Source organism: Streptomyces sp. NPDC052107 (assembly GCF_040680215.1).
Classification (GTDB): Bacteria; Actinomycetota; Actinomycetes; order Streptomycetales; family Streptomycetaceae; genus Streptomyces.
Genome location: NZ_JBFAWG010000053.1, coordinates 17,620 through 31,802 on the forward strand (window position 1 = coordinate 17,620; position 14,183 = coordinate 31,802).

At 70.4% G+C, this 14,183-nt stretch carries 16 protein-coding genes; 7 read left to right on the forward strand and 9 right to left on the reverse strand.

What is annotated here, in order from left to right:
* Positions 1-16 precede the first annotated feature (16 nt).
* Both AB0M27_RS34355 and AB0M27_RS34360 read left to right on the forward strand, forming a co-directional pair.
* Positions 17-1,348 (forward strand): histidine-type phosphatase, encoded by a 1,332-nt coding sequence (locus AB0M27_RS34355; protein WP_365727650.1) that lies wholly within the window; start codon positions 17-19, stop codon positions 1,346-1,348.
* 32 nt (positions 1,349-1,380) lie between these two features.
* On the forward strand, positions 1,381-1,902 hold the full coding sequence (locus AB0M27_RS34360) for a YcxB family protein (RefSeq protein ID WP_365727652.1): 522 nt from the start codon (positions 1,381-1,383) through the stop codon (positions 1,900-1,902).
* A 95-nt stretch (positions 1,903-1,997) separates the two neighbouring features.
* Here AB0M27_RS34360 and AB0M27_RS34365 read toward each other — a convergent pair whose 3' ends face one another.
* From AB0M27_RS34365 to AB0M27_RS34380, 4 genes are all read right to left on the reverse strand, one after another.
* Positions 1,998-2,417 (reverse strand): transcriptional repressor, encoded by a 420-nt coding sequence (locus AB0M27_RS34365; protein ID WP_365727654.1) that lies wholly within the window; start codon positions 2,415-2,417, stop codon positions 1,998-2,000.
* A 63-nt stretch (positions 2,418-2,480) separates the two neighbouring features.
* Positions 2,481-3,383 (reverse strand): metal ABC transporter permease, encoded by a 903-nt coding sequence (locus tag AB0M27_RS34370; protein ID WP_365727656.1) that lies wholly within the window; start codon positions 3,381-3,383, stop codon positions 2,481-2,483.
* Positions 3,383-4,153, reverse strand: coding sequence for a metal ABC transporter ATP-binding protein (locus AB0M27_RS34375; RefSeq protein WP_365727701.1), 771 nt, complete (start codon positions 4,151-4,153; stop codon positions 3,383-3,385). Before AB0M27_RS34375 ends, AB0M27_RS34370 begins: the two co-directional genes overlap by 1 nt.
* A 23-nt stretch (positions 4,154-4,176) precedes the next feature.
* Complete coding sequence (locus AB0M27_RS34380; protein WP_365727658.1) at positions 4,177-5,136, reverse strand: metal ABC transporter substrate-binding protein; 960 nt, start codon at positions 5,134-5,136, stop codon at positions 4,177-4,179.
* Between the two features lie 173 nt (positions 5,137-5,309).
* Here AB0M27_RS34380 and AB0M27_RS34385 point away from each other — a divergent pair, with 173 nt between their 5' ends.
* The gene (locus AB0M27_RS34385; protein ID WP_365727659.1) at positions 5,310-6,692 is read left to right on the forward strand and encodes a glycine--tRNA ligase; all 1,383 of its coding nucleotides are present in this window, start codon (positions 5,310-5,312) and stop codon (positions 6,690-6,692) included.
* A 140-nt stretch (positions 6,693-6,832) separates the two neighbouring features.
* On the opposite strand, the gene AB0M27_RS34390 is transcribed toward AB0M27_RS34385, so the two are convergent.
* Positions 6,833-7,252 (reverse strand): nuclear transport factor 2 family protein, encoded by a 420-nt coding sequence (locus AB0M27_RS34390; RefSeq protein ID WP_365727661.1) that lies wholly within the window; start codon positions 7,250-7,252, stop codon positions 6,833-6,835.
* 87 nt (positions 7,253-7,339) lie between these two features.
* On the opposite strand from AB0M27_RS34390, the gene AB0M27_RS34395 reads away from it, so the two are divergent.
* Positions 7,340-7,906: a TetR family transcriptional regulator gene (locus AB0M27_RS34395; RefSeq protein ID WP_365727663.1), complete on the forward strand. Its 567-nt coding sequence runs from the start codon at positions 7,340-7,342 to the stop codon at positions 7,904-7,906.
* 13 nt (positions 7,907-7,919) lie between these two features.
* Here the strand turns inward: AB0M27_RS34395 and AB0M27_RS34400 are convergent, their stop codons facing one another.
* Complete coding sequence (locus AB0M27_RS34400) at positions 7,920-8,966, reverse strand: chitinase (RefSeq protein WP_365727667.1); 1,047 nt, start codon at positions 8,964-8,966, stop codon at positions 7,920-7,922.
* 145 nt (positions 8,967-9,111) lie between these two features.
* Between AB0M27_RS34400 and AB0M27_RS34405 the strand changes: the two genes are divergently transcribed.
* Together AB0M27_RS34405 and AB0M27_RS34410 are read left to right on the forward strand one after the other, a co-directional pair.
* Positions 9,112-10,122, forward strand: coding sequence for an aldo/keto reductase (locus AB0M27_RS34405; RefSeq protein WP_365727668.1), 1,011 nt, complete (start codon positions 9,112-9,114; stop codon positions 10,120-10,122).
* 26 nt (positions 10,123-10,148) lie between these two features.
* Positions 10,149-10,745: a TetR family transcriptional regulator gene (locus tag AB0M27_RS34410; RefSeq protein WP_365727670.1), complete on the forward strand. Its 597-nt coding sequence runs from the start codon at positions 10,149-10,151 to the stop codon at positions 10,743-10,745.
* On the opposite strand, the gene AB0M27_RS34415 is transcribed toward AB0M27_RS34410, so the two are convergent.
* The 3 genes from AB0M27_RS34415 to AB0M27_RS34425 form a co-directional block, all read right to left on the reverse strand.
* A complete protein-coding gene (locus AB0M27_RS34415) occupies positions 10,726-11,220 on the reverse strand; it encodes a hypothetical protein (protein ID WP_365727671.1) in 495 nt (164 codons plus the stop codon). The two genes, AB0M27_RS34410 and AB0M27_RS34415, sit on opposite strands and share 20 nt — an antisense overlap.
* 148 nt (positions 11,221-11,368) lie before the next feature.
* Positions 11,369-11,593 (reverse strand): hypothetical protein, encoded by a 225-nt coding sequence (locus tag AB0M27_RS34420; protein ID WP_365727673.1) that lies wholly within the window; start codon positions 11,591-11,593, stop codon positions 11,369-11,371.
* A gap of 136 nt (positions 11,594-11,729) precedes the next feature.
* Entirely contained in the window at positions 11,730-13,157 is a 1,428-nt protein-coding gene (locus AB0M27_RS34425) for an MFS transporter (protein ID WP_365727675.1), read from the reverse strand.
* Between the two features lie 102 nt (positions 13,158-13,259).
* Here AB0M27_RS34425 and AB0M27_RS34430 point away from each other — a divergent pair, with 102 nt between their 5' ends.
* Positions 13,260-14,159, forward strand: coding sequence for a helix-turn-helix transcriptional regulator (locus AB0M27_RS34430; RefSeq protein WP_365727677.1), 900 nt, complete (start codon positions 13,260-13,262; stop codon positions 14,157-14,159).
* The last annotated feature ends 24 nt before the right edge of the window (positions 14,160-14,183 follow it).

Consider the following 14,183-nt stretch of genomic DNA (forward strand, 5'->3'; position numbering starts at 1 on the left):
CGAGGATGGGGGACTCATGAGACGTCTCACGCCTGTTCTCGCCCTTGGCGCCCTGCTGCTCACCGCGCTGCCCGCGCACGCCGCCGACGGCCCCGCGCACCGCGAGAGTTACGGCACCAAGGCCCCGTACGTGCCCGGGCAGAACCCGCGCGCCTACCACCAGCCCCCGGCCGGATACACCGCCGTCTTCACCGAGAACGTCTCCCGGCACGGCTCCCGTGCGGCGACCGGCAGCGAGGACGGCGACCTGATCCTCGGGCTGTGGGACAAGGCCCGGGCGGAGGGCCAACTCACCAGTGAGGGTGAGGAGTTCGGTCCGACCGTGCGGGCGCTCATGGCCGCCATGGAGAAGGTCGGGTACGGCAACCTCAGCGGGCGCGGCCGGCGGGAGATGCGGGACACGGCGACGCGCATGGAGCAGCGCCTGCCCGCCCTGTTCAAGGACATCGCCGACCAGGGCGAGAAGATCGACGTGGTCAGCTCCGGGCAGGGGCGGGCCGTGGACAGCGCGAGCGAGTACACCGGCGCCCTCGCCGCCGCCGACCCCGCGCTGAAGCCGCTGATCGGGGCGACCCGCACGGACAAGGACCTGCTGTACTTCCACAAGGCGGCGGGTGGTGCCGCGTACCGGGACTACATCGCGAACGACCAGCGGCTCAAGGACACGCTGAACTCGATCAGCGACCAGCCCAGGACGCACGAGGCCGCGCGCAGTGTGCTGCGGCGGATCTTCAAGGAGCCGTTCGTCGACGGGATCAGCGACCAGGTCGGCGCCGCGCAGGCCGTCTACAACCTGTACGCCATCGCGCCGGCGATGAATGAGGAGAGCCCTGACCCGGACGGCAGGGGCTGGGGCATGGACCGCTACGTCTCCCGCTCGGACGCCGCCTGGTTCGGTTACCTCGGGGACGCGGAGGACTTCTACGAGAAGGGCCCCGGGTTCTCCGGGAGCGACATCACCTACAAGATGGCTGATGTCCTCCTGGACGACTTCTTCGAGCAGGTCGAGGCCAAGCGCGCCGGCACCAGCGACCTCGGCGCCGAGCTGCGCTTCACCCACGCCGAGGAGATCATCCCCTTGGCCGCGCTGATGGGGTTGCCCGGCAGCACGAAGCCGGCGACGCCGGGGGAGCCGTACACCTACGCCGACAATTCCTGGCGGGGCGCGTCGGTGGCGCCGCTCGGCGCCAACATCCAGTGGGACGTGTACGAGAAGGACGGCCGTTACCTCGTCCGCATGCTCTACGACGAGCGGGAGACGCCGTTCAAGGCGGGTTGCCGTCCCGCCGCCAAGGGCAGCGCCTTCTACGATCTGGACGAACTGGAGCGCTGCTTCGGACGAGGCTGAGCCGCCGCGCAGGCCCCGTATGATCCCGCTTCATGGTCATGGACATGGGGCGGGATGCGGTGCAGGAGACGGTCGAGCTGGACTACCGGCCGACCGCGCGGGACTTCTCGTCGGCACTGTGGGCGCGCAGGAAAGTCACCTGGGCGGTCCGGCATCTGGTGGGGGCGGTGGCCGTGGGCGCGTTGACGTACGCCCTCCTGGCCTCCGACGGGGACATCGACCTGCCCACGCTCCTCCTCTTGTGCTACTTCGCGCTCGGTCTCGTCCTGCTGCCCCGCTTGCAGGGACGCGGCATGATGCGCGCCGCGGATGTGAACGGCCCCTGTCGTACGACGGTGACGGACGCCGGGGTGACGATCCGCGGGGAGCACATCACCGTCACCCAGGGGTGGGGTGCGCGGCCGGTGTACCGGGAGACGCCGGAGCTGTTCGTGCTGTTCAGCGACGACGAGAAGGCACGGTGCCTGACCCTGCTGCCCAAGCACGGCCTGACCGACCCGTCGGACGCGGACCGGCTGCGGGCGATACTCGACCGGCACATCCGACGGGTGTAGAGCGCCCGGAAGGGGCGCTGGGCTGTATCAATGCGGCTCCGCCGCGGGGGCGCGGCCAGCCACGACGGACCCGCAGCCGGCAACGGTCCGCACACCTACGGCGCACAGCCCGCCGCGCAGTCCGCGCACGTGCCGAAGATCTCCACCGTGTGGGCCACGTTGACGTAGCCGTGCTCGGCGGCGATGGCCTCCGCCCACTTCTCGACGGCCGGGCCCTCCACCTCCACCGCCTTGCCGCAGGCGCGGCAGACGAGGTGGTGATGGTGTTCGCCGGTCGAGCAGCGGCGGTAGACGGACTCGCCGTCGGACGTGCGCAGGACGTCGACCTCGCCGGCGTCGGCGAGGGACTGGAGGGTGCGGTACACCGTGGTCAGGCCGACCGAGTCGCCCTTGTGCTTGAGCATGTCGTGCAGTTCCTGCGCGCTGCGGAACTCATCGACCTCGTCCAGGGCCGCCGCCACGGCTGCACGCTGGCGGGTCGCGCGGCCCTTCACGGGCGGTCCAGCGGTCGTCACCGTTGTCTCCTCACGTCTCGCTTCTGCCCGGGCGGCCATTGTGCCAGCCCGGGCTGTCAGCGGTCAGACGATGATCTCGTCCCCGGCCGGCCGAGTGGCCGGAATGGTGCACTCTGCCGGATCCCCGGCGGGCTGTGCGGCGGCCGCCGCGCGGGCGCGTCGGCGGGCCAGCGGTGTGGCCAGGACCGTCAGCGCGACGAACGCGGCGATGGTCAGCAGGACGATCGTCGCGCCGGGCGGAACGTCCTGGTAGTACGAGGTGATCGTGCCGGTGACCGTCACGGACACGCCGATGGCGACGGCGATCGCGAAGGTCACGGCGAAGCTGCGGGTGAGCTGCTGCGCCGCCGCCACCGGTACGACCATGAGCGCGGACACCAGGATCAGGCCGACCACCCGCATGGCCACGGTGACCGTGACGGCGGCGGTGACCGCGACGAGCAGGTTCAGCGCCCGCACGGGCAGCCCGGTGACCCGGGCGAACTCCTCGTCCTGACTGACGGCGAACAGCTGGCGGCGCAGACCGAGGGTCACCGCGACGACGAACGCGGCGAGCACCATGATCGCGGTCACGTCCGAGGGGGCCACCGTCGACAACGAGCCGAACAGGTATGACATGAGGTTCGCGTTGGAGCCGCCCGGCGCGATGTTGACGAACATCACGCCGCCCGCCATACCGCCGTAGAAGAGCATCGCGAGGGCGATGTCGCCGCGCGTCCTGCCGTACCAGCGGATCAGTTCCATCAGGACCGAGCCCAGCGCGGAGACGGCCGTGGCCATCCACACCGGCGAGGCGTGCAGCAGGAAGCCGAGGCCGACGCCGGTCATCGCCACGTGGCCGATGCCGTCGCCCATCAGGGGCTGGCGGCGCTGGACGAGGTAGATGCCGATCGCGGGCGCGGTGATGCCGACCAGGACGGCGGCGAGCAGCGCCCGCTGCATGAAGGCGTAGTTCAGGAGGTCCATCAGCTCAGCAGTCCCGTCCGCAGAGGTTCGGTGCCCGCCGGTGCGTGCGGGTGTACGTGGTCGTGGCCGGGCAGGGCGTGCTGGCCGACGGCCTGCGGCGGCGGGCCGTCGTGCAGGACGCAGCCGTCGCGCAGCACGACCGCCCGGTCGATCAGGGGCTCCAGGGGGCCCAGTTCGTGCAGGACGAGCAGGACCGTCGTACCTGAGTCGACCTGCTGCTTCAGCGTGTGGGCGAGCACCTCCTGGCTGGCCAGGTCGACGCCGGCCATCGGCTCGTCCATGATCAGCAGTTCGGGCTCGGCGACGAGGGCGCGGGCGATCAGGACGCGCTGGTGCTGGCCGCCGGACAGGGCGTTCACCGAGTCCTTGGCGCGGTCGGCCATCCCGACCAGCTCCAGGGCCCGGTGCACGGCGTCCCGGTCGGCCCTGCGGAAGACGCCGAAGCGGGTGCGGGACAGCCGGCCGGACGACACGATCTCGGTCACCGTCGCGGGGACGCCCCCCGCGGCCGTCGTCCGCTGCGGTACGTAGCCCACGCGCGCCCAGTCGCGGAAGGCGCGGCGCGCGGTGCCGAACAGCTCGATGGTGCCGCCGCTGACCGGGACCTGGCCGATGATCGTGCGGATCGCCGTGGACTTGCCGGAGCCGTTGGCGCCGAGCAGCGCGACGACCTCGCCGCGGCGGACCGTGAGGTCGATGCCCCGGAGCACGGGGCGCGCGCCGAGTTCGGCGGTGACCCCGCGCAGGGATATGACGGGTTCGCTGGTCATCTCGTGGGTCATCTCGTGTCCCCTCACTTCGAGCCGAGGGCCTGCTGGAGAGCCTTGAGGTTGGCCTCCTGGACGGAGAAGTAGTCCTTGCCGCGGGACTTGGCCGTGATGCCCTCGATCGGGTCCAGCACGTCGGTCTTCAGGCCCGCGTCGTACGCGATGGTCTTCGCGGTCTTGTCGCTGACGAGCGTCTCGTAGAAGACGGTGGATACGCCGTCGGCCTTGGCCATCGTCTCCAGGTCCTTCACGCGTGCGGCGCTGGGCTCGGACTCGGGGTCGAGGCCGTTGATGGCCTCCTCGGTCAGGCCGTAGCGCTCGGCGAGATAGCCGAAGGCGGCGTGGGTGGTGATGAAGACCTTGGTCTTCGTGTGCGCGAGGCCGGTCCTGAACTGCCGGTCCAGATCGGTCAGCTGCTTGACCAGGGCCGCGGTGTTCTTCCGGTAGTCGGCCGCGTGCTTGGGGTCGGCCTTCTCGAAGGCCTTGCCGACGCCCTCGGCGACCTGGGCGTAGCGCACCGGGTCGAGCCAGATGTGCGGATCCTCGGCGCCGGCCTCCTCGCCCTGGTGGGTGTCGTGCGCGGCGGCGTGGCCGCCGACCTCGTTGCCGTGCTCCTCGAGCGTGGTCAGGGAGGCCGCGTCGATCTTCGTGGCGACCGGGGACTGGGCCACCGCGTCGTCGACGGAGGGCTGGAGGTTCTTCAGGTACAGGACGGCGTCGGAGTCCTGGAGGGAGGCGATCTGCCGGGGGCTGAGCTCCAGGTCGTGCGGCTCCTGGCCGGGGGAGGTGAGACTGGTGACGTGGACGTGGTCCCCGCCGATCCGGTCGGCGAGGAACGCCATGGGGTAGAAGGACGCGACGACGTCGAACTTGCCGGTGTTCGCCGCCTCCGCCCTGTCGCCGGAGCAGGCCGTGAGGGTGCCGAGGCCGAGGGCGGTCACGGCGGTGAGGGCGGCGGTCGGTATGAGGCGTCGTCGTACGTTCATGACAGTCATTTTCAACAAACATGGAAACCGTTGTCAATAAACGCCGGTGAGAGGCCCGGTGAGAGCCCGGGGGAGGGGGCCGATTTGGTCCGGGGGGAGCCTGCGCCGGTAACCTGAATCATTCGCTGGAAGCATCTCGCTTCAACGCCCGTCGTCGTAATGAAGAGAGCACCGTGGCCGCCGACAAGATCGACACCATCGTCAGCCTGAGCAAGCGCCGTGGCTTCGTTTTCCCGTGCAGTGAGATCTACGGCGGACAGCGTGCCGCCTGGGACTACGGACCGCTGGGTGTCGAGCTCAAGGAGAACATCAAGCGCCAGTGGTGGCGCTACATGGTGACGTCGCGCGAGGACGTCGTCGGTATCGACTCGTCCGTCATCCTGGCCTCCGAGGTCTGGGTCGCCTCCGGTCACGTCGCCACCTTCACGGATCCGCTGACCGAGTGCACCGCGTGTCACAAGCGGTTCCGCGCCGACCACCTGGAAGAGGCGTACGAGGAGAAGAAGGGCCACGCCCCGGCGAACGGCCTGGCCGACATCAACTGCCCGAACTGCGGCAACAAGGGCCAGTTCACCGAGCCCAAGCAGTTCTCCGGTCTGCTGTCGACGCACCTCGGCCCGACCCAGGACAGCGGCTCCGTCGCCTACCTGCGCCCCGAGACCGCCCAGGGCATCTTCACCAACTTCGCCCAGGTGCAGACCACCTCGCGCCGCAAGCCGCCGTTCGGCATCGCCCAGATGGGCAAGTCGTTCCGCAACGAGATCACGCCGGGCAACTTCATCTTCCGCACCCGTGAGTTCGAGCAGATGGAGATGGAGTTCTTCGTCAAGCCGGGCGAGGACGAGACGTGGCACGAGTACTGGATGGAGCAGCGCTGGAACTGGTACACCGGCCTGGGCCTGCGCACTGAGAACATGCGCTGGTACGAGCACCCGAAGGAGAAGCTCTCCCACTACTCCAAGCGCACCGCCGACATCGAGTACCGCTTCCAGTTCGGCGGCAGCGAGTGGGGCGAGCTGGAGGGTGTCGCCAACCGGACCGACTACGACCTCGGCGCCCACTCCAAGGCCTCCGGCCAGGACCTCTCCTACTTCGACCAGGAGGCCGGCGAGCGCTGGACGCCGTACGTCATCGAGCCCGCGGCCGGCGTCGGCCGCACCATGCTGGCCTTCCTGCTCGACGCCTACGTCGAGGACGAGGCGCCGAACGCCAAGGGCAAGATGGAGAAGCGGACGGTGCTGCGCCTCGACCACCGCCTCGCCCCGGTGAAGGTGGCCGTCCTCCCGCTGTCCCGCAACCCCGAGCTGTCCCCGAAGGCCAAGGGTCTCGCCCAGGCGCTGCGCCAGCACTGGAACATCGAGTTCGACGACGCCGGCGCCATCGGCCGCCGCTACCGTCGCCAGGACGAGATCGGTACGCCGTACTGCGTGACTGTCGACTTCGACACGCTTGAGGACAATGCCGTCACCGTGCGTGAGCGTGACTCGATGAAGCAGGAACGGGTGTCTCTCGACCAGATCGAGGGGTACCTGGCCGGCCGCCTGCTGGGCTGCTGACCCTCGCCGTCCCCGGGGTCCCGGGGGCTCCGCCCCCGGACCCACGGCCTACGCCCACCCACCATCCGACTCGGTCGGCTGGAGGGTGGGCGTTTTGGGTTGGGGGAGACCCCGTCGGCCGGTTGGGTGGCCCTCTGCGGTCATGACCTGGCCGCCGCCACCCCCGCGCCGTCCATGTAGTCGCGGACCCGCGTGAGCAGGCCGTCGTGGACCTGGAGGACCAGCAGGCCCGGCACGCTGAAGGAGGCGCCGGTGGCCGGCAGTGATCCCCGTACGACCTGTTCGGCGATGATGACCTCGGGATCGGCGGTGTCGTGGATCGCGATCTGCTCGATCTCCTCGACCTGTGCGGGGCTGGCGCCCCACGCCGCCCGATAGCCCGCGCGCACCGCCTCCCGCCCCTCGAAGCGCGGGGGAAAGCCGGGTGAGGTGAACGGGAACTCGTGCACCGCGTTCGCGGCGTACAGGTCGGCGAGATCATCGGCGGACTTGTCGAACATGGCCCGGTAGTAGCGGGCCAGCACTTCGCGCGGGGTCCAGGGGTCTTGAAGATCCGGCACGGAGATCACTCCACTCGCTCAACGGCCGTTGACCCAACCACGGTAGGAGCCCGCCGGACGTTCGGTCAACGGCTGTAGAGTGAATTCGTGCCCGCCCCTCACCAGACCCGCGCCGACCGCCGCCGTGCCACCGAGGCGCGCATTCTCGACCGTGCCCGGGAGCTGTTCGCCGAGAAGGGGTTCGACCGCACCACCATCCGCGCCGTGGCGACCGCGGCGGGTGTCGACCCGGCGCTGGTCATGCAGTACTTCGGCTCGAAGCGCGAGCTGTTCACCCGGGCCGTGCAGACGGTCCCCGCGCTGCCGACGGCCACCGACGCCGACGCGCTCGCCGATCAGCTGCTGGCCACGCTCGGCCTCAAGCTGGGCGGTCTTCCCGAGGGCGCGCTGGCGATGATGCGCTCCATGCTCACCGACCCGGCGGCCGCCGAGCACGCCCGCGAGACCCTGGGCCGACAGATCGACGGTGTCGGCGGTGCGCTGCCCGCGGCCGAGGACCGCGAACTGCGCGCCGCCCTGCTCGTCACCACCTTGCTGGGCGTCACGATCGGCCACCAGCTCCTCGGCCTGGCCCCGTTGCGTGAGGCCCCGGCCGACCGGGTCGCCGCCCTGCTCCGGCCGGCGATCAAGGCGCTGGCGGAACCGGCGGGCTGACGGCCGGCGTCGCTCAACGGTGCTGCAACGCCTTGACGTTGTCGCCGAAGGTCCAGTTCTTCGAGCCGTCCCAGTTGATCGACCAGGTCATCAGGCCCTTGAGGGATGTGCCGTAGTGGTTCCAGGCCTGGGAGACCAGGGACGGTGACATGTAGCCGCCGCCCGCGCCGGGCTGGGCCGGCAAGCCGGGGACCTGCTTGTCGTAGGGCACCTTGACGGTGGTGCCCTGGACCACCAGGCCCTTGTTCAGGCAGTCGGTCTGGGCGGTGAAGCCCGCGACCGTGCCGGCCTGGTAGGAGTCGCCGGAGCAGCCGTACATGCTGCCGTTGTAGTACTGCATGTTCAGCCACCACAGCCGGCCGTTGTCGGCGTACTTCTTGATGATCGGCAGGTAGGCCCCCCAGATCGAGCCGTAGGTGATGCTGCCGCCGGTGACGTACGCGGTCTCGGGGGCCATCGTCAGGCCGAAGTTCGGCGGCATCTGCGCCAGGACGCCGTCGACGATACGGATCAAGTTGGCCTGGGACGCGGACAGTTGGTTGATGTTGCCGCTGTTCGTCAGGCCGGTCTCGATGTCGATGTCGATGCCGTCGAAGTTGTACTTCTTCAGGATCGGGACGATCGTCGAGACGAAACGGTCGGCCACGGCCGACGAGTTCAGGTCGATGCCGGCCGCCGCGCCGCCGATGGAGAGCAGGATCGTCCGGCCCGACGCCTTTGCCGCGCACATCTCCGCGGGCGTCGCCACCTTCACGCCCGTGTCCATGCCGTCCTCCCACAGGGCCGTGCCGTCGGAACGGATGACCGGGAAGGCCGCGTTGATCACGTTGTAACCGTGCGCGGGGATACGGGAGTCGGTGATCGGGGTCCAGCCGAAGGGCGGGTGGACGCCGCCCGCGGAGCCGTCCCAGTTCTCCCAGTAGCCCTGGAGCACCTTCCCGGCCGGCCTGGACTTCACCGCGCAGGTGTCGGCGGCGGAGGCGGTGGTGGCGGCCGGGATCTGGGTGAGACAGGCGGTCGCGAGCGCGGCGGTGAGCAGGGACAGCGTGCGGCGGGGCATGCGGGCCTCCCGGTGGGGGTGCGGTGAGGTGTCGTAGACATGACAGTGGAATGGTCCAGACCTTTCGTCAAGAGGTCTGGGCCGTGCTGACATCTATGGAATGACAGATATTGAAATCTGTCAGCTGTCATGCAACAGTGGAGCCATGACGATGCGAACCCGAACCCTCGGAACCACCGGCCCCCACACCTCCGCCCTCGGCCTCGGCTGCATGGGCATGTCCGCGCTCTACGGCGACGCCGACCGCGCGGAGTCCATCGCGACCGTCCACGCCGCCCTGGAAGCGGGCGTCACCCTGCTGGACACCGGCGACTTCTACGCCATGGGGCACAACGAGATGCTGATCGGCGAGGCCCTGCGCACCGCCCCGGCCGCCCTCCGTGAGCAGGCCCTGACCAGCGTGAAGTTCGGCGCCCTGCGCGACCCGGAGGGCAACTGGGTCGGCTACGACGGCCGCCCCGCCGCCGTGAAGAACTTCGCCGCCTACTCCCTGCAGCGCCTGGGCGTCGACCACATCGACGTCTACCGGATCGCCCGGATCGACCCGGACGTGCCGATCGAGGAGACCGTCGGCGCGATCGCCGAACTGATCGAGAAGGGGTACGTCCGGCACGTCGGCCTGAGCGAGGTCGGCGCCGAGACCGTCCGCCGGGCCGCCGCCACCGCCCCGATCACCGACCTGCAGATCGAGTACTCCCTGATCAGCCGGGGCATCGAGCGGGACATCCTGCCGACCACCCGTGAGCTGGGCATCGGCATCACGGCGTACGGCGTGCTGTCCCGCGGCCTGATCTCCGGCCACTTCACCCGTGACCGGCAACTGGCCGCGAACGACTTCCGCGCCCACTCGCCCCGCTTCCAGGGCGAGAACCTCCAGCACAACCTGAACCTGGTCGAGGCCCTGCGCAAGATCGCCGAGCAGAAGGGCGTCACGGTCGCGCAGATCGCCATCGCCTGGGTGCTCTCCCGAGGCGACGACATCGTGCCGCTGGTCGGCGCCCGTACCCGCGAGCGGCTGGGCGAGTCGCTGGGCGCGCTGGACGTGGCCCTGGAGGCGGCCGACCTGGCGGCGATCGAGGAGGCCGTGCCGGCGGACGCGGCGGCCGGCGACCGCTACCCGACCGCGCAGATGGCACACCTCGACAGCGAGCGCTGACCGTGGCTCCGGGTACGGTCTAAGGCATGGCACCGCCCACCGAGACCCTGACCGCCGAGCGCATCCTCGAAGCGACCGAGGAGGTGCTGCGCCGCCACGGCCCCGCCAAGGCCACCGTGGTCGACGTGGCCCGCGCACTCGGCGTCAGCCACGGCAGTGTCTACCGGCACTTCCGCACCAAGGCGGCCCTGCGCGAGGCCGTCACCAAGCGCTGGCTGGACCGGACGTCTCAGAGACTGGCCGTCATCGTCACCATGGACGGCACTCCCGAGGAGCGGCTGCGGGCCTGGCTCGCGGCGCTGTTCGAGGCCAAGCGGCACAAGGCGGGCGACGACCCCGAACTCTTCGCCACCTACACGGTGCTGACCGACGAGAACGGCACGGCGGTCGGCGAGCACATCGCCGACCTGACCGCGCAGCTGACCCGGATCATCGCGGACGGGGCCGGGTCGAGCACCTTCCCGGTGCTCGACCCGGCCGCCGCTGCCCGAGCCGTCTTCCAGGCCACCGGCCGTTTCCACGACCCCTGTTACGCCCGCGAGTGGACCGCTCCCGGCGTCGACGAGGAGTTCACGGCCGTGGTGGACCTGCTGATACGAGGGCTCAGCTCACCTTCACGGTGACCGGCGAGGAGTGGATCGTGCTGGACTTGCTCATCACCCGCAGCTGATGGGTGCCCTTGTCGGTGAAGGTCCGCTTGATCGTGTAGCGGCCGCTCTTGCTGACGACCGCGCTGTAATTGAGCGTGGTCCACTTGCCGTTGTGCATGTGCTGGAGCACCAGCGTGGAGCCGGACCTCACGCCCGTGACCCGACCGGTGAACACCACGGTGTTCCCGACCTTGATGACCTTGCGGTTGGCCGAGAGGGTGATCGAGCCCATCGCGGCCGGGGCCCGCGACGGCTTCATGCTCGGCTTGCCGGTGCCGGTGATCGGGGGCCTGACGGGCAGCATGCTGCTGCGGGTCGGCGAGGGGGCGGGGGCCTGCGCGCTGGTCACGGCGAAGGCTCCGGCCGTACCGCCGGAGAGCAGCGCCACGGACAGGGTGCCGACGCCGAGGGCGCGGCCGTAGCGGCGGTGGCGGGGTGCGGAGGTCATGGTCATCTCCTTGTCGCTCGATCGGACGTCTCCCAGGCTGACCCGACTTCGCTCCGTCGGCCACTTGGGACGCTGTGTAACCGGTCGTCCGATCAGGCAAATGCGCAGGTCAGCACGGATGTCCGGGACCTTGTTCGGACCCGCGCGCTCAACGGGAGGGCTGCCGGTCCGCCGCCGGATCGATCGTCGCCTGATGGGCCTCGGCCAGATGCTCCTCGGCCTTCAGCCACGGCAGGAACTGGGCGCCTCTGCGCCAGCCGCACGTGTCGCATCTGATCGTGCGCTGCACCCCCGTGCGCTGTACCCGGACGACGTGCTCCCGGCCGTGCTGGTCCCAGCGGCTGACCTTGCTCGTGCTGTTGCCCTGCGGCATGACGCCTCACGTCTCCTCGACTCCTGTGGCACACCCCGGCCGGGACAGGAGTGTGCAGCAAGACGAACATCAACAGGGGGAGCTTCACATGGAGTTGTCCAAGCCGTGGCCGGAGCCGTCCCGGCCCGGCCCCGGCTCAGCCGACCTCCCGCGGCAGCCGCAGGCTGAGCAGTCCGGTCAGGACGACCCCGGCCAACTGCACCAGCAGCGTGATGACCAGCGCGTCCCGCATGCCCGTGCTCGAAGTGAGGGTGAGGAACAGGGTGCCGAGCGTGGCCACGCCGAGGGCGAGCGCGGACTGCTGGGTGGTGACCATCACACCGCTGCCGACACCGGCCCGGGCCGGCGGCACCTCGGACATCACGATCCGGAAGACGTTGGGCAGTTGGAGCGCCTGCCCGGCACCGGCCACGGCGGCGCCCGGCAGCAGCGAGCCGAAATCCAGGTGCGGCCAGTCCCGCCAGGCGGCCAGCACGATCAGCAGCACGCCCACACCCTGGACCACCGAGCCGGCGGTGACGACCCGGGTGCCGTGACGGGCCGTCAGCCGGGGCCCGGCGAGAGAGGTGAACAGGAACACCACGGCCATCGGCGCGAGCGCGAGCCCGGCCGAGACCGGACCGAGCCCGGCGCCCTTCTGCAGGGCCAGCGCGATGACGAACATGAACCCGCTGAAACCGATCGAGAACGGCAGGATCAGGATCAGACCGCGCCGCAGCGAGGCCAGTGCCAGCAGACTCGGCGGCACCAGCGGGGTCCGTCCCGCCCGGTCCGCCTGCCGCTCCACGGCCCAGAACGCGCCGGCGGCGAACGGGAACGCGGCCAGCGCCAGCCACGTCCACAGCGGCCAGCCCGCGGCCCGGCCCTCGGTGAGCGGCGCGAGCAGCGTCAGCAGGGACACCGCGAGCAGGACCGTGCCGGGCCCGTCGACGGGCTCGGGGTGCTGCGACCGGGTCTCCGGTACGACCCGCACGGCGAGGAGCAGACCGAGGGCGACCACGGGCACGTTGACGAGGAACACCGCGCGCCAGCCGGTCCCGGCGACATCGGCGGCGACGAGCACCCCGCCGAGTATCTGCCCGGCGACCATGGACAGTCCGGCGGTCGCGCCGTACAGGCTCATGGCCTTCGCGCGGCGCGCGCCGCGGGTGGTGGCCTGGATGGTGGCGAGCACCTGAGGCAGCATCGCGGCCGCCGAGGCGCCCTGCGCGACCCGTGCCGCGACCAGGCTCCAGGCGTCGGGCGCCAGCCCGCAGGCCAGCGACGTCAGTCCGAACGCGGCCATTCCGCCGAGGAACAGCCGGCGCCGCCCGAACAGGTCCCCGAGCCGCCCGCCGAGCACCAGCAGTACGGCGTACGCGACGCCGTACCCGGCCACCACCAGCTCCAGCACGGCCTCGCTCGCGGCGAGGTCGGTGCCGATGGTCGGCAGGGCGACGTTGACGATGAAGAAATCGACGAGCGGCAGTGCCGCGGCCAGCAGTACGGTGAACAGCCCGATCCCGCCGAGTGCGGGTGGTGCGGCCGTCGCACGGACGGCCGGGGTGGTGACGGTTTCACTCATGCCGTCGAGCCTGCGCCGCCACACAGACTGGTACCAGAGTGTCCTCATCCTGGTACAAGAAGTACCTGGCAACAGGATGACGGGGCAGGCACCCTGGAGACCATGACCACCATGGCCACGGACCGCAAGACGCCCGCCCCACAGCCGACGACCCGGGGCTCGGAGATCCGGCGGCACGAGCTGGCCGCATTCCTGCGCAGCCGCCGCGAGCGCATCAGCCCTGAGCAGGTGGGCCTGCCGCGCGGGACCCGGCGCCGTACGCCGGGACTGCGCCGGGAGGAGGTCGCCCAGCTCTCCGCGGTCGGCGTCACCTGGTACACGTGGCTCGAACAGGCCCGCGACATCCAGGTCTCCGTGCAGGTGCTGGACGCCCTGGCCCGCACCCTGATGCTGGACGCCGGCGAACGCGCCCACCTCTTCCAGCTGGCCGGCGCCGTCGATCCGACGCCCGCCGCGAGCTGCCCGAGCGTCACCCCGGCCCTGCGCGCGATGCTGCGCCAGCTGGAGCCGATCCCGGCCTGCATCCAGAACAGCCGGTACGACATCCTCGCCTACAACCTCACCTACGGCCGCCTCCTCAGCGACCTGGACGCGATACCGGCGGAGGACCGCAACTGCATCCTCCTCACGTACACCAACAAGGACTGGCAGTCGTCGGTCGTCCACCTGGAGCAGACCCAGCGCCTGATGGCCGCCCGGCTGCGCGCGTCCATGGCCGGTCATCTCGGCGAGCCGGCCTGGAAGATGCTGCTGAAGCGCCTGCAGACGGAATCCCCCGACTTCCGCGAGAACTGGGAGCGTTACGAGGTCGTCGCCGCCCGCACCAAGACCAAGGAGTTCCTCAACGCCCACGTGGGCCACCTCAAGCTGGAGCACACGGACCTCTGGCTCGGCCCCGAACAGGGCGCCCGCATGGTGACGTACACCCCGGCCGACGAGGAGACCCGCGAGCGCCTGGAGAGGCTGTACGCCATGGCCCGCGGGGCCACCGCGAGGGCTTGACGAATCCGAGGGGGCCGATGGGGC